The following is a 19,203-nucleotide window of genomic DNA, read 5'->3' on the forward strand; positions in this document are numbered from 1 at the left end:
GTGATGTATTACTACCGCTAAAAATTTATTTAAATTCTTAATGGTAGTAATAATTGGAATAAATTTTGTGAGTCAAAAGCGAACTTTTAACTCACATATACTTTCAATTAAGCACTAGCGCGACGACGTTCAACTTCAGTTGAAGGAGCAGCAGCGGCATCTTTAACAAGTTCGATGTTAAATGTGATGTGTTTGAAAGCGTGATCTAAACCACGGCGTTGAATTTCAGCTGGGTCAGTTACATCAATTGCTGTTGCAACTAAGCCGTCACGCGTTGCGAAAGCAAAGTCATCCCATAAGTATTCATCACCCTCAATGTTGAATTGAGTAGTCAGTTTGCGATAACCCGGTGCAGAAACGAAGTAATGAACGTGAGATGGACGGTTACCATGACGGCCTAATTTGTTAAGAAGGGCCTGAGTTGTACCTTCTGGCGGGCAACCATAACCTACAGGCATAGTTGTTAATGCAACATATTTACCATCAGCATCAGTCAAGATGGTACGACGTAAGTTGAAGTCAGATTGAGACTTATCAAAGAATGAATAGTTACCTAAACTGTTAGCATGCCATACTTCAACTTTGGCATTTTCAATGATATTGCCATCAGTATCGGTCACAGTACCTTCAATAATTAAGGTATCAATTTTGCCCGATTCAGTGCCATCATCCATACGCGCAAAACCAACAGATTCAGGCGCGCCAGCTACATAAAGTGGGCCTTCGATGGTACGAGGTGTGCCACCCGTAACGCCAGCTTTTGCATCAGCTTCATCTGCACGTAAATCAAGATAGTGCTCTAAACCTAAGCCAGCTGCCAAAAGACCAAGTTCGTTTGCTTGACCAGCATCTGTGAAATATTCCAAACCTTTCCATACTTCTGAAGGTTGAATATCTAAATCTTCAATGGCTTGAAATAAATCCCCGAGAAGGCGCACTACAATTTGTTGAACACGTGCATCAACTTCACCTTTTGCAGTGTCGACATTCATTTGTTTTACAAGCGCATCAATTTGTTGACGGTTCATACTAAAACTCCTTAAGTATGCAATACGGTTTTGGGTGGCAGCGCTGCGGGCATTTTGTTTTGCTAGCGAATAAGTGCCGCCACGTTCCTTGTTACCTTCTGAATAATCTGCTTGGTTTTTAAATGGACTTCAGAGATCACATTTAAAAAATTCTTTTGGTTTACGAATCATCATCACGAACAGAAGAAGGGTGGCGATTAAGTGCCATCACTTCGATGTTCATGTAAGGATAGAGAGGTAAACCCTGTAAAATATTGTGCAATTCTTCATTGCTCTCGACATCAAAAATACTGATGTTTGAGTACTGACCTGTAATACGCCAGATATGACGCCATTTGCCTTGACGCTGTAATTCTTGCGAATAGGCTTTTTCAACAGCCTTAATTTCATTTGCTTTGTCGGCTGGCATATCAAGTGGAATATGCACATCCATACGTACATGAAATAACATGGGAAACTCCTTATCCTGTTGCCTTAACGACGTAATTTCTCGACTTTATCTTCATCAATTTCAATGCCTAAGCCGGGAGCCGTTGGCAAGTGCAATTCAAAGTTTTCGTAACGTAGCGGTTCTTTCAAAATTTCTTCTGTAAGCAATAACGGACCAAATAATTCAGTACCAAACGCTAATGTTTCAAAGGTTGCAAACGCATGAGCAGAAGCCATGCTACCTACAGGGCCTTCAAGCATAGTACCGCCATAAAGATCGATCCCAGCCAAACCTGCAACCTTGGCAACTTCACACGCTTCAATCAGACCACCAGATTGTTCAATTTTTACTGCAAATACATCAGCACCATGGCTTTTTGCAATACGGTATGCGCTGTCGGGACCCGTTAAAGCTTCATCTGCCATAATTGCGACATCAAAACGATGGGTGAGGCGAGCAAGTGCTTCTGTGTTTTGAATAGCACAAGGCTGTTCAATTAAATCAATCCCGCCATCTTGAAGCTGTTGAATACCTTGAATACATTCCAGCTCTGACCATGCACGATTTACGTCAACGCGTACACTAATATCTGCACCGAGTGCTTTTTTAATTGCAATCACATGATCAACATCGTGTTGCAAAGGGCGTGAACCAATTTTGAGTTTGAACGTGTTATGACGTTTTAACTCAATCATTTTCCGAGCTTCAGCAATATCTTTTTCTGTATCACCAGACGCGAGCGTCCAAAGTACAGGTAAACTATTACGTAGACGGCCACCTAAAACTTCACTTAATGGCACGCCTAAACGTTTTGCCTGAATATCAAGTAGAGCAGTCTGAATGGCACATTTCGCGAAACGGTTACCATTAATATTCTTACGAATCAGTTTTAGTGTTTGAGCAACATTTAAATCTTTAACTGATGCGAGTAATGGTGCAAAGTAAGTATCAATATTGGCTTTGACACTTTCAGGACTTTCTTCACCATAGTTCAGTCCACCAATGGTGGTCGCTTCACCCCAACCTACAATACCATCCGTGGTCGTAATTTTAACGAGCACCAAAGTCTGAGTACGCATGGTAGTCACAGACAACTGGTGAGGACGGATAGTTGGAATATCCACAAGTATGGTTTCTATGGTTCTATACATGAAGTTTCAACTATTTCAAACTTGTTTACATACCATAGAAGAATGTAATAGCCTAAAATAGATATAGAACGGTATTTTAAGATACTAAAAAGGTATATTAATGGAATTAAGACATCTACGTTATTTTGTTACCGTTGTGGAAGAACAAAGTCTGACTAAAGCGGCTGAGAAGCTTTTTATTGCTCAGCCACCACTCACGCGTCAAATCAAAAAACTAGAAGAAGAATTAGGCATTGATCTATTTGTGAAAGGCTCACGTCCATTAAAAGTGACTGAAGCAGGGCTGTTTTTTTACCAACATGCAGTACAAATTCTAACGCATACAGCTCAAGCTGCTTCTATGGCAAAGAAACTGAAGCTGGTCGAGAATGTTGTCAAAGTTGGCTATGTAAGTTCGCTTCTTTATGGGCGATTACCACAGGTCATTTATCTATTTAGACAAAAAAATCCTGACATTCATGTCGAGCTTATTGAATGTGGTACACGAGATCAGGTCGAAGCTTTAAAGTTAGGAAAAATTGATTTAGGTTTTGGCCGATTACCGATTAGTGATCCTGCCATTAAGCGACTTCTACTTCGAAAAGAAAAATTAAAACTCGCGATTCATAAAAAGCATCCTTTAAGTGAGTTTCAAGATTCAGGAATTTATCTATCTCAAATTATCAATGAGACAATTTTTTCTTATCCAACGACACCTAAGCCGAATTTTTCGACCACTATTCAAGCTTTATTTACCAAATTAGGTCTTGTTCCTGCCAAACTGACTGAAGTCCGCGAAATTCATATGGCACTTGGCTTGGTGGCATCTGGAGAGGGTATATGTATTATTCCGGAAAGTGCCTGTGATATTGGAATGAAGAATCTAACTTATTTAAATATCTTAGACTTAGAAGCCTATAGTCCCATTTCTCTATCTATGCGTAACATGGACCAAAGTTCATACATTCCTAAAATTTTAGACTGTATTGAAGAGATCTATAGCCAAGAAGAAGTGTCCAGAAATTTAAATTTATAACTTTTTAATACGTTTTAAATTGAATTATCATGTTATTTTAAAACTTTAAGATTATAGGTAATATTTAAAAGGAATTATTGAATGAGAAAAATTTTAGGGATAGCTTCTCTCATTATGTCTACAGGTGTTGTACATGCTGAACAATTAAGTGAACAAGAACAAATTTCTCCGTATAGTGCGAATGTGACTTTTGCAAGTCAATATATTTCACGTGGTTTTCAACAAACTTGGGGCAAGCCTGCATTACAAATTGGTCTAGATTATGCAAATCCGAATGGATTGTTTGTAGGGTCTTGGGCTTCAAATGTAAGTTCTAACTATCTTCGTGATGCTTCAGTTGAGTGGGATTTTTACACAGGTTATATAAAAACTTTTGATAAGTTTTCGGCTGGAATGACGGTTTTTTATTACTACTATCCGGGAGCTAAAAGTACGCCTGAAACGGGAAGTACCAGTTATAACTATGGCGAAATTGTGCCTCAAATTGGTTATGGGCCTTTGACTCTTAAATATTTTATTACCTACACTCCAGATTATGCAGGCTATAACTCAGATACGATGGGTGGCCCAGCAGGTAAACGTTCACGAGGAACAACTTATCTAGATCTAACTTTTACTCAGCCTATCAATGAGTCTTGGACTTTTGGTGCTCACTATGGCTATGAAAGAATTAAAAATTTCTCGGAAGCTAACTTTCAAGATATGAAAGTCGAATTGATCAAAGATTTAGGGGATGGCTGGACTACTGGCTTAGCGTATGCCAAAGCTTGGGACAAAGATGGTTTCTATAAAAAATATAGTAATGGTGAACCTGATGCGCCAATTTCAAATCCGATTGATTCGACATTTACTGTCTCAGTTAAAAAGGTATTCTAATTTATAAATAAAAAAGCCTGATGACTCTATTTTGAGTGATCAGGCTTTAAATATTGAATACATAAAGATTATTTTTTAATTAAATCGTAAGCCATTTTGGTGTCGTCTAGCTGAACAAGTGAAGCATGGCGAGCAGAAAGCGGATCTTTATTTTCAATTGCTGTCAAAATTGCTTTATGTCTAGGTAGTGAATGGCCTTGTAAATTTGGGCGCAGACTGGTGACTTGAATAGATTGCTGCAAAGGTAAAACCAGCATTTTCGACATATAAGCCAGCAAGTCATTATGCGTTGCTTTGGCAATTGCTAAGTGAAATTGAATATCTGGCTCTATAAATTCTTCAACTGTTGTCGCTTTTTCCATCCCTTCATAGGCATGTTTAATGCGTTCAATATCATCTTCATTTGCCGTGCTTGCTGCAATATAAGCAAGCTCGGGTTCTAAAACGCGTCGTACAGTAGAAAGTGTTTTAAAAAATTCGTGTTCAGGCGTTGTTTGAATTAGCCAAAACAGTACATCGGGGTCGAGTAAATGCCATTCTTCTTTTGGTCTCACCACAGTTCCGATTTTGGGTCTAGAGTAAGTTAAGCCTTTAGCATTTAAAACGCGTATTGCTTCGCGAAAGACAGGGCGGCTGACTTTATATTCCTCACATAAATCTACTTCACTTGGGAGCTTTTCATTTTCTGAGATTTCTCCAGAAACAATTTTTAATCCCAATTGTTGAACAATTAACGCATGTTGACTTTTGCTTGGAATAGGATTTTTATAGTCAGCTTTACTCATATTTCACTATTACGACATGTTGAATATCCTATGGTATAGATGACCTTGTGTTTTAACAAGATCATCTTTTTCAAGAATAAATATTAATGAGAATGACGTGGAACTTCCGAGCCACGGCAACCGACCAAGAAATCAAAATCACACCCTTCATCGGCTTGTAAAACATGTTCTACATAGAGTTTACGGTAACCACCAATAAAGCTTGGAGGAGCTGGAGGCGCTAAATTCTCAAGACGTTGCTTAAGTTCTTCAGCACTCACTTCTAGATAAAGTCTTCCAGCATAGGCATCAAGTTCAATAAAGTCACCATTTTGAACTACGGCTAAAGGCCCGCCAGCCATGGCTTCTGGGGCAACATGTAAAACTACGGTGCCATAAGCTGTTCCACTCATACGTGCATCGGAAATACGAACCATGTCGGTAATGCCTTTGGCTAAAATTTTTGGTGGTAGGCCCATATTTCCAACCTCGGCCATGCCCGGATAGCCTTTAGGGCCAGCATTTTTCATCACAAGAATACAAGTCTCATCGACATCTAGCTCTGGGTCATTAATGCGGGTTTTATAATCATCGAAGTTTTCAAATACGACTGCACGACCGCGGTGTTTCATCAGTTCTGGTGTTGCGGCAGACGGTTTAAGCACCGCACCTTTAGGCGCTAAATTACCGCGTAATATACACATGCCGCCATCTTGTCGAATTGGATTATCTATTTTTCGAATCACTTCATCGTTATAAATAGGTGACTGCTGGCAATTTTCCCAAATGCCTTGACCATTTACGGTTAAAGCTTGTGGATGTGGTAAGAGATTGGCTTCGCCCATACGGCGAATTACGGCTGGTAAGCCGCCACTATAATAGAACTCTTCCATTAAAAAACGTCCCGAAGGCTGTAAGTCAACAATGGTTGGCATACCTCGGCCGACACGGTTCCAGTCATCGAGTTGTAAATCAACTCCAATACGTCCGGCAATTGCTTTTAAATGAATCACGGCATTGGTTGAACCACCAATAGCTGCATTGACCTTAATGGCATTTTCAAAGGCTTCTTTGGTTAAGATTTTAGAAAGACGTAAATCTTCATGAACCATGTCAACAATACGCATGCCAGAAAGATGAGCCAACACATAACGGCGCGAATCTACCGCTGGAATGGCTGCATTGTGTGGTAAAGAAGTGCCTAGGGCTTCAGCCATACATGCCATTGTAGAAGCCGTGCCCATGGTGTTACATGTACCAGCTGAGCGTGACATACCAGATTCAGCAGATAGAAATTCGTTTAAATCAATTTTTCCTGCTTTTAACTCTTCATGCATTTGCCAAACGATAGTACCTGCACCAATGTCTTTACCTTTGTGCTTACCATTCAGCATTGGCCCACCAGTTACTACAATGGCAGGAATATCACAACTTGCAGCTCCCATTAATAATGCAGGGGTGGTTTTATCACAACCTGTCAGTAACACCACACCGTCAATAGGGTTACCACGAATCGCTTCTTCAACATCCATACTGGCTAAGTTACGGGTAAACATGGCGGTAGGACGTAAATTCGACTCACCATTTGAAAATACAGGAAACTCAACAGGGTAGCCGCCCGCTTCTAAAATCCCTTTTTTTACGTGTTCGGCAATTTTTCGGAAATGCGCATTACATGGGGTGAGTTCAGACCACGTATTACAAATTCCAATAATGGGCTTGCCTTGAAACTCATGATCTGGAATTCCTTGGTTCTTCATCCAGCTACGATACATAAAGCCATTTTTATCCGTTGTACCAAACCAAGCAGCCGAACGAAGAACTTGTTTGTTATTCATACAAATTTCCCTATATAGTATTACTATTAGAATTAATTAATTTAAAAATACACCATAAATTTTATTTTTAAAAGGTTTGAAATTTAAATAGTATTACTATATTTTAAATTGAAAGGATAATTTACGAGCAAGATGCTCTATAAGTAAATAATAGGAAATGGAGTCGAACATGGATTTCGAAAAGGATGTAATACGGACGGTCACGTTTAAGCTGATACCTGCATTAGTCATACTATATCTGGTGGCATATATTGATCGGGCCGCTGTCGGGTTCGCTCATTTGCATATGGGTGCCGATGTAGGAATTGGTGATGCTGCCTATGGTCTAGGAGCTGGCTTATTTTTTATTGGATATTTTCTTTTTGAAGTTCCAAGTAATTTGCTTTTAGACAAATTTGGTGCTCGTAAATGGTTTACCCGCATTTTATTAACATGGGGCCTCATCACCATGGCCATGGCGCTTATTCAAGGCCCTAAAAGTTTTTATCTCTTAAGGTTTTTACTCGGTGTAGCAGAGGCGGGTTTTTTTCCTGGTGTTTTATACCTAATTACACAGTGGTATCCGGTGCGACATCGCGGAAAAATCATGGGAATGTTTGTGCTTTCACAACCGATTGCCATGATGATCGCAGGGCCTTTAGCTGGTCTATTACTTGGAATGGATGGCATTGCAAATTTACACGGCTGGCAATGGTTGTTTGTTGCAGTTGGCTTGCCCGCGGTTTTATTGGCTTTACCTACATTTTTGTGGCTGCCCGATAACATTGATAAAGTAAAATGGTTAAGCATTGAACAAAAACAATGGCTTAAAAATGAACTCGTTAAAGATGAAGCCGAATATGACCAAACCCGACATGCCAATCCACTACATGCTTTAAAAGACAAACGCGTACTTTTATTAGCACTTTACTACTTACCGGTAACTTTAAGTATTTATGGTTTAAATCTCTGGCTTCCTACCATTATTAAGCAATTTGGCGGAGGTACTGATCTTCAAATTGGGTTCTTATCTAGCATTCCCTATATTTTTGGAATTATTGGACTTCTCATTATTCCGCGTAGTACTGATCGCCTGAACGATCGTTACGGACACTTAAGTTTTCTGTATGCACTAGGTGCTTGTGCAATGTTTTTAAGTGGTTGGCTAAATTCTCCAGTTATGCAGTTGGCAGCTTTGGCTGTAGTTGCGTTCTGTCTATTTTCATCGACTGCCGTGTTTTGGACATTACCGGGTCGTTTCTTAACAGGTGCAAGTGCAGCGGCTGGTATCGCCTTAATTAACTCTGTTGGAAATTTAGGTGGCTATGTCGGGCCATTCGGCATCGGACTTTTAAAAGAATACACGGGAAATATGGCTGCTGGTTTGTATTTCTTATCTATCGTCATGCTTTTTGGTCTGATTTTGACTTACATCGTCTATGCCAAGCTCGAACGTCAAAAAACACAAACAGTGAATATTCAAAAGCCTTTGTAAGGAATAAAACATGCAAATTATTCAATTTGAAAATCGTGCAAATCAACGTGCCGTCGCGAAAGTAGAAGGCAACATGGCATATCCGGTTAAAGATATTCAATCGGTTCGTGATTTAGCACTTTTAGCAATCCGCAATAAAGTTTCACTGGAACAACAAGTTGAGGCGTTAGGGTTTGAGTCCGAAACTTATGATTATTCATCTTTATTAGCAGACTTAAAGGTATTGCCGCCTTTAGATCATCCAGATCCAACACATTGTTTAATTTCCGGTACAGGTTTAACCCATTTAGGTTCTGCATCTGCACGCGACAAAATGCATCAACAAAATTTAAGTGATGACAGCTCGGTAACCGACACCATGCGAATATTTCAATGGGGCCTACAAAAGGGCCGTCCAGCAGAAGGTCAGATCGGTGCGCAACCGGAATGGTTTTATAAAGGTGACGGTTCAATTGTGGTAAGACCGGGAGCTGAATTACCTTTACCACCATTTGCCGAAGATGGCGGCGAAGAACCTGAAATCGCAGGCCTCTATGTGATTGGCGAAGACTTAAAGCCTTACCGAATCGGGTTTGCGCTAGGCAATGAATATTCTGATCACGTGATGGAGCGTCGTAATTATTTATATCTGGCGCATTCAAAATTACGTTTTTGTAGTTTTGGTCCGGCTTTACGGACAGGTGAACTACCAAAACATTTAGTCGGAACCAGCCGCTTGCGCCGTAATGGACAAATCATTTGGGAAAAAGAGTTTTTGTCGGGTGAAGACAATATGTGTCATAGCTTGGCAAATCTGGAATATCACCACTTTAAGTATCAACAATTCTTAAAAGCAGGGGATGTACATATCCATTATTTCGGTACAGCGACTCTATCTTTTGCCGATGGTATTCAAGCACAAGTTAATGATGAGTTTGAAATAGAAATGAAAGAGTTCGGTCATCCACTCAAAAACAAACTTGCTCATATGCAACCCGAATTACCGATTGGTTCAGTTATTACTCTCTAAGGAATATAAAATGGTTATCGGACACAACTTTATTGGCGGTTCACGTAGTTCACAAAGTTCAACTTTACTAAAAAGTGTGAATGCAACAACTGGCGAAGCTTTGCCTTATGAATTTCGCCATGCAACCGAACAAGAGGTGAATCAAGCTTGTGAAGCAGCAAGTCAAGCGTTTAAAACTTACCGCCATACATCACCTGAACAGCGCGCTACCTTTTTAGAAAATATTGCCGATGAACTCGATGCATTAGGTACAGATTTTCTTGAAATTGTCTCACAGGAAACCGCTTTGCCACTTGCACGCTTACAAGGTGAACGTGCCCGTACCAGTGGACAAATGCGTTTGTTTGCCAAAGTACTACGCCGTGGTGATTTTTTAGGTGCTCGTATTGATACAGCCTTGCCTGAGCGTCAGCCTTTACCTCGCCCAGACTTGCGCCAGATTAAAATCGGTGTTGGCCCTGTGGCAGTCTTTGGGGCAAGTAACTTTCCTTTAGCATTCTCAACCGCAGGTGGTGACACTGCTTCTGCTTTAGCGGCAGGTTGTTCTGTCGTAGTGAAAGCACATAGTGGACACATGGCGACAGCAGATTTTGTAGCGCAGGCAATTGAGCGTGCCGTAGAAAAATCAAATATGCCTAAAGGCCTATTTAACATGATCTATGGTAATGGCGTGGGTGAACCTTTAGTGAAGCACCCTTTAATACAGGCTGTAGGTTTTACAGGTTCACTTCGTGGTGGTCGCGCTTTATGTGATATGGCGGCAGCCCGTCCACAACCGATTCCGGTGTTTGCTGAAATGAGCAGTATTAACCCGATGCTGATGTTGCCAGAAGCCCTGAAAACCCGTGGTGAAAAAATTGCACAGGACTTAGCCGACTCAGTTGTTTTAGGCTGTGGTCAGTTCTGTACCAATCCGGGTTTAATTTTAGGTATTAAATCAGCCGAGTTTAGTCAGCTCATTAGTAACCTAACCGAAATTATGGGTGGCAAACCTGCACAAACCATGCTGAATGCCGGCACCTTAAAAAGTTATACCGCTGGTCTTGAGCACTTAACCAGGCATCAAGGTATTAAGCATTTGGCAGGTCAGGCTCAACAAGGCAATCAGGCGCAGCCGCAACTGTTTAAAGCTGATGCTGAACTTTTACTGGCAGGCGACCAACTTCTGCAAGAAGAAATCTTTGGACCAACCACAGTCATCATTGAAGTTGAAGATAAAGCCCAACTCATTCAGGCACTACAAAGCATGAATGGTCAGCTGACTGCGACTTTAATTGCCGATGAGGCAGACTTAACCGAGTTTGCAGATGTGGTTCCTGTGCTAGAGGAAAAAGCCGGTCGATTACTCATAAATGGCTACCCAACAGGTGTAGAAGTTTGTGATGCGATGGTACATGGTGGGCCATACCCAGCCACCTCTGATGCAAGAGGAACTTCTGTTGGAACCTTGGCAATTGACCGTTACTTAAGACCTGTGTGTTACCAAAACTATCCGCAGAGTTTATTGCCAGAAGCTTTAAAAGATAGCAATCCATTGCAGATTTTAAGATTGGTGAATGGTGAGATGACCAGAGAGGCTATCTAAGCAATTTAAAAAAGAGACCACTCGCTGGTCTCTTTTTACTATTTCGAATAATAAATCTAAAGCAAAATGTATTGATTAATAGCCCTTCAATATCTAGTTTTTTTTGATAATCATTTTGTCCGATATGCGGACATTAAAATCATTAATCGGTTTTTACTGAAATTTATCTATATCAAAAGCGCTCTAAAAAAAATAATTTATGGATCAGGATATGGAGAAAATGTGATGAAAAACTTCACTTGATATTACCTATTTATTGAGTGCTTTAATTGAGTTCTATCAAAGAAATTCGACATAAGATGAGTATTCTGAAAAATGTTTGAAACGTGTTTGGAAAGTAGAGCGCTTTTCATGGCGGATGACAAATTTACTGCATCGTTTTGAAACGGAATTCGATCATAAAATTAAGCAGGCTGAACTGAACTATATTTTAGATTCTAATGCTGGGTTTACGACATTGGCCGAAAATTATGTAGGTTTACCTTATCAGGATAAAGTTATACCTAAATATGAAGAAATCATTGTAATACAATAGCATAGTCGATCTTATTTCTTCCTGAAAAATAAGATTAGACGATATTAAACAATGAAGCAGATGGATTGCTTCTTTAAAAAGGGATATACCATGAGTTTAGCGCAGAGTTTTAACCAACAATTTATCAATGGACAATGGATTAACGGTTCATCGAATAAAATTGTAACGAATACAAATCCTTATACTCGTCAGCATATTGATGATATTCAAGGAGCCAGCCAACAAGATGTTGATGCAGCATATCAAGCTGCGCAATCAGCGTTTAAATCATGGCAAAAAACCACTGTGAGTGAACGTCAATCTCTGATTGAACGTATTATTGCGGTGATTACACAACATCGTGAATCTCTTGTAGATTGGTTAATAAATGAAGCTGGAAGTTCAAGACTTAAAGCGAATATTGAAGTAGATGCGGCACTTAAAATTTCTCAAGCATCTTTAAAATATGCGAATGCTGTAAATGAGGTAATTGATTTAAAACCTGCCCATGAGGGACAAGTTAGTCAAGTATTCCATAAAGCTTTAGGTGTAATTACAGTCATAAGTCCTTGGAATTTCCCTTTCCATTTGAGCATGCGCTCGGTGATTCCTGCAATTGCTTTGGGTAATACTATTGTTCTTAAACCAGCAAGTGATACGCCTGTGACAGGTGGGTTGATTATTGCCAAAATTTTTGAATTGGCAAATGCCCCTGCGGGTGTGTTGAATGTAATTGTCGGGGCAGGCAGTGAAATTGGCGACTATGTGGTTGAGCATGATACAAGCAAGTTTATTTCATTTACTGGTTCAACACAGATCGGCAAGCGAGTAGCTGAAAAAGCTATGTCTGCCAGACGGATTAAACGTGTTGGCTTAGAACTTGGAGGCAATGCGCCATTAGTAATTTTGGACGATGCTGATTTAGACCTTGCAGTGAATTTAACGGTAATGGGACGCTTTTTGCATCAAGGGCAAATTTGTATGAGTACCAACCGCGTCATCATTGATGAAAAGATTTATGATCAATACCTAGAAAAATTACGTCCTGCTTTGGCAAACATTAAAGTTGGTGATCCAGCCAATGAAGAGACTCTAGTTGGGCCAATTATTAATAATCAGCAAACTGACAATATCCGCCGTATTATTCAGCAAGCACAAAATGAAGGTGCTTCGTTATTCTTTGACGGTGGAATTGAGGGCAATTTGGTTGGACCTCATGTGTTCATCAATGTTGAGCCAGATTTTGCTGTGGCGAAAGAAGAAAGTTTTGGTCCAGTTCTACCAATTTTAAAAGCACGTGATGAAGCTCATGCACTTGAACTTGCCAATGACACTGAATTTGGTTTATCGAGTGCGGTGTGTACTTCAAATCATGAACGTGGAGTGAAATTTGCGTTGGGGATTGAGGCAGGTATGTCTCATATTAATGAGATTTCGGTTGCCGATCATCCTAATGCCCCATTCGGCGGCGAAAAGAACTCAGGTTTAGGCCGTTTCAATGATCAATGGATCGTTGAGGAATATACGACCACCCATTGGGTTACGGCGCAAAAATAAAACTTGGTATCTGATTAAGCTTAGATACATTTTGTTTTAGATGTTATTTCACTTGGAATCTATAGCATTCTATTTTTAGGGGGCTGTTGGTCCAGACGAAAGGAACTGTGAATAAGACGCTTGTTTTTATAAAAATATAATCTGATACAGGATGTTGAGATATGACAAATTTTACAGAGATTACTGCAGCTGTGACCCAAAGCAAAGGTGCAGATTTTGAACTCAGGCAACTTCAGATTCGTGAACCCCAAGATGATGAGGTTTTGGTAAAAATCGTAGCAACAGGTATGTGTCATACCGATTTAATTGTTAGAGATCAATATTATCCTGTTCCTTTACCAGCGGTATTAGGACATGAAGGGTCGGGAATTGTAGAAGCGATTGGTCCAAATGTGAAAGATTTAGCAATCGGTGATCATGTAGTTCTTAGTTATGGATATTGTGGGATTTGTGAGCAATGTGGCAGTGGGAATCCTGCATATTGTCAGGACTTTTTTGGTCGTAACTTTGGTGGCACTGATCCCGAAGGGAATTCTGCAATTTGTACACACGATCATCATAAAGTACATGACCATTTTTTTGGACAATCTTCATTTGCAACCTATGCGATCAGCCGTGAAAATAATGCAGTAAAAGTCACTCAAGATGTGCCTTTAGAATTATTGGGTCCATTGGGCTGTGGAATACAGACAGGCGCAGGTGCAGTCATAAATGCATTAGGTGTTAGACCTGCCAGCAGCTTTGTGACATGGGGCGCAGGTGCCGTTGGATTAAGTGCATTGCTTGCTGCAAAAGTATGTGGAGCAACTACGATCATTGCTGTCGATATTGTGGAGTCCCGTTTAACTCTTGCAAAAGAACTAGGGGCAACACATGTTATTAATAGTAAAGTCCAAGACCCCATTGAAGCAATTAAGGAAATTACGCAAGGTGGTGTTCAATTTGCACTAGAGTCTACAGGCCGTCCTGAAATTGTAAAACAGGGCATTGATGCACTTGGTATTCTCGGCAAAATTGCAATTGTTGGTGCACCACCATTAGGGGTAACTGCCGCTTTTGATGTAAATGATTTACTGATTGGAGGTAAATCAATCATAGGTGTGGTAGAAGGAAATAGTGTTGCTAAACGCTTTATTCCAGAACTGGTTGCATTATATCAACAGGGTAAATTTCCATTTGATAAACTGATCAGGTTCTATGATTTTAAAGATATTAATCAAGCAGCAATCGATAGCCAAGAAGGTATAACACTCAAACCAATTTTAAAGATTGGTTAAATTTAAAAGGTCATGGCATTTATTTGATATGACCTTTTAAAATTCTTATAAACCATAATTAATTTAAATTTCTTACAATTGAATACTTCAAACTAATACGTATATCTAGCTTAACTAAATTAAATCAACCAAGTAACTGATTGTTAAACTTTAACTGGCAAATTAAGCACCACCTGAGCATCCTCAATAATATCTAAGCGGAGAATAGTTGAAGCACTAAGCTCATTTAGCAATGTACTTAACGGTCCCTCATTTTTCTCAAGTTGAACATTCTTTGGAAAAAGTTTTTGTGCAAAAGAAAGAATGTTGGACTCAACTTCAGTTTGATGCCATTTACCATCAACAACATGTAGCATGGTGGCTCTGTTGATATGTGTTTCAGAATCAACATATTTTAAAGTCGGTACAGCGGTCTTTAAGCTTAAATCCAATTTGCCATTAACATCAAAAATATCGGCTTGCACTTCTTTTGAGTTAATGTTGACGTCAATTTTAGTTAACCATTTTGGTAGCTGGTAACCATATACACCACGCACTCTGGCGATTTCAGTATCAACAGGCAAAGCTAAAACATGAGCATAAAAATGACGTTGACGCATCGATTTCATTAACTCTGCAATATGTGAAACACGAGCATTAGGCTTACGGACAACAATCGCAATCGACACTTCGTTATAAGGGTCATTGTCACAAAGAGAATAGGTAAAAAACGTAACAGCAACCAACCCGTAACCCGGAAATGGTTGTAATGGCGTTAAGTCAGCAGGAAGTTTTGCTTTAATTTGCTTAATAGGTGCAAGCATGAGCAGTTGTACATTTGCACTACGATAATAAAAATTGGGTGCCCAAACAGGACCTACTCGGGATTCCACAATTTTTTTAGGAATATGACGGAAAAAATCGATGTTGCCAACAGCAGGATCTTGCGCGACTTCATCTAAATCGGGGTTCATTCTGAAACGGTCATAATAACCACCTTTGGGTACTTTGACTTTTTGTTGCCCAAATTCAACTTCAGTAAACTGTTGTTTTGTATTCATGAAAGTTCACCTTTATATTAATTGACCGAGTAGCTAATGCTGTATATTTCAAGACGTGTTAATTTAGAATCAATACAGAAACTATAAGATTAAAGCTAACTTTAAGGTCAAGTCTTTAATTTTGAGGTGTAAAGTCTTTGATATTTAAGGGAAATAAAATAAAAACAATTAAAGATTAAAAAGATACAATGTCGCCTAGCGTCTTCATATAAATTTTATTTTTAAAAGACGATTAAGATAGTTGACCTTAAAGTTAACTTTAAACTTAGTATAAATATTCAATCCTTTATAACGAATCAACAAGCAGTTTTTCACCAGGAGAACAAAGATGGGATATGTAACCACAAAAGACGGCGTAGAAATTTTCTATAAAGATTGGGGACCACGGGATGCCCAAGTTTTATTTTTTCATCATGGATGGCCTTTAAGTTCAGATGATTGGGACACACAGTTGCTTTTTTTCCTTAAAGAAGGTTTTCGTGTAGTTGCCCATGATAGACGGGGACATGGACGTTCGAGTCAGGTGTGGGATGGTCACGATATGGACCACTACGCAGATGACGTTGCAGAAGTGGTTAAACATCTGAATATTAAAAATGCAATTCACATTGGCCACTCAACGGGCGGTGGTGAAGTAGCTCACTATATTGCACGTCATGGCCAAGACAATGTTAAGAAAGCTGTTCTTGTCAGTGCAGTTCCGCCACTGATGGTTAAAACTGAAAATAATCCTGAAGGTTTACCAAAAGAAGTTTTTGATGATCTGCAAAATCAGGTTCTCACAAACCGTGCGCAATTTTTCCGAGATCTTCCATCTGGCCCGTTCTATGGTTTTAACCGACCAGATGCGAAACCATCTGAAGGTATTATTGCTAACTGGTGGCGTCAGGGTATGACGGGCAGTGCAAAAGCACATTACGATGGTATTGTGGCATTCTCACAAACTGACTTTACAGAAGATTTAAAGAAAATCACCATTCCTGTTTTGGTATTACATGGTGATGACGACCAGATCGTGCCTTACAAAACGTCTGGCGTAAAATCTGCTGAGTTACTTCCAAATAGCCAACTCAAGATCTATCCGGGTTTTTCTCACGGTATGTTAACCGTGAACCATGAAGTGATTAATGCTGATTTGTTGGCGTTTATTCGCGAATAATTTGAAGTTCTAATCTTTTAAAAAAGAGGCACATTGAGTGCCTCTTTTTTTATATAAAATAACAAATTCAAATGTCTAAATATAGAAATACTAAAAGGTATTGACATTAAAGTTAGCTTTAATCTTAAAGTAAAGCCATACTGAATGAGGTCATTCCAATGAAAGTGTTCGAAAAATTAGTATTCCCAAATGGCTCATATGTTCCTAACCGTATTGCTAAAGCGGCAATGGAAGAAAACATGGCTGATTTAAACCACGCACCATCAGAAGAATTAATGCGTTTATATCAAGCTTGGGCAAATGGTGGTGTAGGTCTAATTATTACTGGAAATGTGATGGTAGACCGCCGAGCGATGACTGGACCGGGCGGTGTAGTATTAGAAGATGAAAAGCATCTAGATACTTTTAAAAAATGGGCACAAATTGGTCGTTCAAAAGGTGCTCAGGTTTGGCTTCAAATTAACCATCCAGGACGTCAAATGCAAGCAAATCTTGGTCAGCAGACTTGGGCACCATCGGCTATTTCACTTGATCTTGGCAAAATGTCAAATCGCTTTAATACGCCAATTGAAATGACTGAATCTATGATTGCAGAGGTGATTCAGCGTTTTGCAAATACGGCGCGTTTAGGTGAAAAAGCTGGGTTTACCGGTGTAGAAATTCATGCAGCGCATGGTTACTTATTAAGCCAGTTTCTTTCTCCACTGAGTAATAAACGCCAAGATCAATGGGGTGGTTCTTTAGAAAACCGCGCTCGCATTTTAATAGAGATTGTTGAAGCTGTTCGTAAAGTAGTTTCGCCTCAGTTTACTGTTGCAGTGAAACTAAATTCAGCCGATTTCCAACGTGGTGGGTTTAGCGCTGAAGATGCTCAACAAGTGGTTAAAATGTTAAATGAACATGCTGTAGATTTGGTTGAACTTTCAGGCGGTAGTTATGAAGCACCTGCCATGCAAGGTCAAGCACGTGATGGCCGTACACTTGCTCGTGAAGCTTACTTTTTAGAATTTGCACAAGAAATTCGTAAAGTTGCCAAAATGCCTGTTATGGTGACAGGTGGCATACGCCGTAAACAAGTGGCAGAAAAAGTAGTTGAAAGCGGTGTAGATATGGTCGGTATTGCCACAGCTCTAGCGATTGAACCTAATTTGCCAAATGCTTGGAAACAAGGCCAGAATCTTACTCCTGAATTAAAACCGATTACTTGGAAGAACAAAACACTTGCTTCACTTGCCAATATGGCGGTGGTCAAATTCCAGTTACGTAATTTAAGCTCTGGTAAAAAAACAAAACCAAATGTTTCACCAGCTTGGGCTTTAATTTTGCAACAATCAGCGATGTCATGCCGTACCCGCCAATACAAAAAAGGCATGCGTGACTATTCATTTGCTTCTTAATAAGTGAGTTGTGTTATGACAAATCCTAACGATTCAAACTGGATAATTTATGGGGCAAATGGCTACACGGGCGAGTTAATCGCTCGTGAAGCTGTACGCCAAGGTCTAAAACCAACTCTGGCTGGTCGTAACAAAGCTAAGGTTGAAACATTAGCTCAAGAGCTGGGACTCAGCTATAAAGCTTTTGAGCTCGATAACATAAATGCGGTAAGTGAAGAACTCCAAGGCTTTAAATTGGTGATGCACTGTGCAGGGCCATTTTCAGCAACATCAAAACCCATGATGGAAGCTTGTATAAAGGCTGGTGCTCACTATCTAGATATTACTGGTGAAATCGCCGTATTTGAATTGGCACAGTCACTTAACAGCCAAGCTGAAAAAGCCGATGTTGTGCTTTGTCCGGGTGTCGGTTTCGATGTGATCCCGACAGATTGTGTTGCCGCTGCACTGAAAGAAGCATTGCCAGATGCGACTCATTTAGCGCTTGGTTTTGACTCTAGAACAGGGTTTTCACCAGGTACAGCTAAAACAAGTACAGAAGGCATGGCCGAAGGCGGAAAAATTCGTAAAAACGGAAAAATTACCACCGTTCCATTAGCCCATTATGTGCGTACCATTGATTTTGGTGACGGTAAAAAAAGTGCCATGAGTGTTCCGTGGGGAGACGTATCTACAGCGTTCTATACAACAGGTATTCCAAACATTGAAGTATTTGTACCTGCATTTCCCAAAATGATTATGGGCGCGAAAATGATGAACTATTTACGCCCAGTATTAAAAATTAATGCTGTGCAGAAGTTTATTAAATCGCGTATTGAAAAGACAGTTGTTGGGCCAAATGAGGAACTCCGCGCAAAAGTACCCACCTATGTTTGGGGTGAAGCAAGAAATATGCGTGGGGAAATCAAAACCGCCCGTATCCAAACGGAAAACGCTTATAGCCTTACGGTAAATGGTTCACTCACTGTAGTGAATTATTTGCTCAAAAATACCGTTAAGGGTGGTACATACACACCCGCAAAATTGATGGGTTATAAGCTAGTGACCGAACTACCGGGTTCTGGTCCACTGGTCATTAATTAATAAAGC

General features: G+C 39.9%; 16 protein-coding genes and 1 pseudogene. 11 read left to right on the forward strand and 6 right to left on the reverse strand.

The genetic code is table 11. The annotated features are described in order from the left end of the window. Nucleotides 1-107 precede the first annotated feature (107 nt). From catA to AAC388_RS08445, 3 genes are all read right to left on the reverse strand, one after another. Nucleotides 108-1,028, reverse strand: a complete 921-nt coding sequence (catA, locus tag AAC388_RS08435; RefSeq protein ID WP_202732340.1) for a catechol 1,2-dioxygenase — start codon at nucleotides 1,026-1,028, stop codon at nucleotides 108-110. 160 nt (nucleotides 1,029-1,188) lie between these two features. Beyond that, entirely contained in the window at nucleotides 1,189-1,479 is a 291-nt protein-coding gene (gene catC / locus AAC388_RS08440; RefSeq protein ID WP_017386076.1) for a muconolactone Delta-isomerase, read from the reverse strand. 23 nt (nucleotides 1,480-1,502) lie between these two features. Next, the gene (locus tag AAC388_RS08445; RefSeq protein ID WP_025465977.1) at nucleotides 1,503-2,609 is read right to left on the reverse strand and encodes a muconate/chloromuconate family cycloisomerase; all 1,107 of its coding nucleotides are present in this window, start codon (nucleotides 2,607-2,609) and stop codon (nucleotides 1,503-1,505) included. A gap of 100 nt (nucleotides 2,610-2,709) precedes the next feature. Here AAC388_RS08445 and AAC388_RS08450 point away from each other — a divergent pair, with 100 nt between their 5' ends. Both AAC388_RS08450 and AAC388_RS08455 read left to right on the forward strand, forming a co-directional pair. Further along, nucleotides 2,710-3,624 carry a LysR family transcriptional regulator gene (locus AAC388_RS08450; protein WP_342371490.1) on the forward strand — a complete coding sequence of 305 codons (915 nt, stop codon included), beginning with the start codon at nucleotides 2,710-2,712 and terminating at the stop codon, nucleotides 3,622-3,624. Between the two features lie 81 nt (nucleotides 3,625-3,705). Further along, nucleotides 3,706-4,500 carry a TorF family putative porin gene (locus AAC388_RS08455; RefSeq protein ID WP_342371491.1) on the forward strand — a complete coding sequence of 265 codons (795 nt, stop codon included), beginning with the start codon at nucleotides 3,706-3,708 and terminating at the stop codon, nucleotides 4,498-4,500. Nucleotides 4,501-4,568: 68 nt separating this feature from the next. Here AAC388_RS08455 and AAC388_RS08460 read toward each other — a convergent pair whose 3' ends face one another. Together AAC388_RS08460 and AAC388_RS08465 are read right to left on the reverse strand one after the other, a co-directional pair. Next, complete coding sequence (locus tag AAC388_RS08460) at nucleotides 4,569-5,285, reverse strand: FadR/GntR family transcriptional regulator (protein WP_342371492.1); 717 nt, start codon at nucleotides 5,283-5,285, stop codon at nucleotides 4,569-4,571. A gap of 83 nt (nucleotides 5,286-5,368) precedes the next feature. Beyond that, on the reverse strand, nucleotides 5,369-7,102 hold the full coding sequence (locus tag AAC388_RS08465) for an IlvD/Edd family dehydratase (protein ID WP_342371493.1): 1,734 nt from the start codon (nucleotides 7,100-7,102) through the stop codon (nucleotides 5,369-5,371). Between the two features lie 169 nt (nucleotides 7,103-7,271). Here AAC388_RS08465 and abaQ point away from each other — a divergent pair, with 169 nt between their 5' ends. From abaQ to AAC388_RS08495, 6 genes and pseudogenes are all read left to right on the forward strand, one after another. Next, complete coding sequence (gene abaQ, locus AAC388_RS08470) at nucleotides 7,272-8,576, forward strand: multidrug efflux MFS transporter AbaQ (protein ID WP_342371494.1); 1,305 nt, start codon at nucleotides 7,272-7,274, stop codon at nucleotides 8,574-8,576. A gap of 10 nt (nucleotides 8,577-8,586) precedes the next feature. Beyond that, complete coding sequence (gene araD1, locus AAC388_RS08475) at nucleotides 8,587-9,585, forward strand: AraD1 family protein (protein WP_001165776.1); 999 nt, start codon at nucleotides 8,587-8,589, stop codon at nucleotides 9,583-9,585. Between the two features lie 10 nt (nucleotides 9,586-9,595). Next, complete coding sequence (locus tag AAC388_RS08480) at nucleotides 9,596-11,170, forward strand: aldehyde dehydrogenase (NADP(+)) (protein ID WP_342371495.1); 1,575 nt, start codon at nucleotides 9,596-9,598, stop codon at nucleotides 11,168-11,170. 241 nt (nucleotides 11,171-11,411) lie between these two features. After that, nucleotides 11,412-11,705: pseudogene (locus AAC388_RS08485) on the forward strand (4-hydroxybenzoate 3-monooxygenase); the annotation flags it as partial. A 51-nt stretch (nucleotides 11,706-11,756) separates the two neighbouring features. Then, the gene (locus AAC388_RS08490) at nucleotides 11,757-13,241 is read left to right on the forward strand and encodes an aldehyde dehydrogenase family protein (RefSeq protein WP_080973475.1); all 1,485 of its coding nucleotides are present in this window, start codon (nucleotides 11,757-11,759) and stop codon (nucleotides 13,239-13,241) included. Between the two features lie 161 nt (nucleotides 13,242-13,402). Then, a complete protein-coding gene (locus AAC388_RS08495) occupies nucleotides 13,403-14,518 on the forward strand; it encodes an NAD(P)-dependent alcohol dehydrogenase (protein WP_087400714.1) in 1,116 nt (371 codons plus the stop codon). 143 nt (nucleotides 14,519-14,661) lie between these two features. Here the strand turns inward: AAC388_RS08495 and AAC388_RS08500 are convergent, their stop codons facing one another. Further along, the gene (locus AAC388_RS08500; protein WP_342371496.1) at nucleotides 14,662-15,558 is read right to left on the reverse strand and encodes an acetoacetate decarboxylase; all 897 of its coding nucleotides are present in this window, start codon (nucleotides 15,556-15,558) and stop codon (nucleotides 14,662-14,664) included. A gap of 328 nt (nucleotides 15,559-15,886) precedes the next feature. On the opposite strand from AAC388_RS08500, the gene AAC388_RS08505 reads away from it, so the two are divergent. From AAC388_RS08505 to AAC388_RS08515, 3 genes are all read left to right on the forward strand, one after another. Further along, nucleotides 15,887-16,717, forward strand: a complete 831-nt coding sequence (locus AAC388_RS08505) for an alpha/beta hydrolase (RefSeq protein WP_044103372.1) — start codon at nucleotides 15,887-15,889, stop codon at nucleotides 16,715-16,717. 158 nt (nucleotides 16,718-16,875) lie between these two features. After that, nucleotides 16,876-18,114: an NADH:flavin oxidoreductase/NADH oxidase family protein gene (locus tag AAC388_RS08510; protein ID WP_130172567.1), complete on the forward strand. Its 1,239-nt coding sequence runs from the start codon at nucleotides 16,876-16,878 to the stop codon at nucleotides 18,112-18,114. Between the two features lie 15 nt (nucleotides 18,115-18,129). After that, nucleotides 18,130-19,197, forward strand: a complete 1,068-nt coding sequence (locus tag AAC388_RS08515; protein ID WP_342371497.1) for a saccharopine dehydrogenase NADP-binding domain-containing protein — start codon at nucleotides 18,130-18,132, stop codon at nucleotides 19,195-19,197. Nucleotides 19,198-19,203 lie beyond the last annotated feature (6 nt).

Source organism: Acinetobacter sp. D009 (assembly GCF_038562025.1).
In the GTDB taxonomy this organism is placed as follows: Bacteria; Pseudomonadota; Gammaproteobacteria; order Pseudomonadales; family Moraxellaceae; genus Acinetobacter; species Acinetobacter pittii.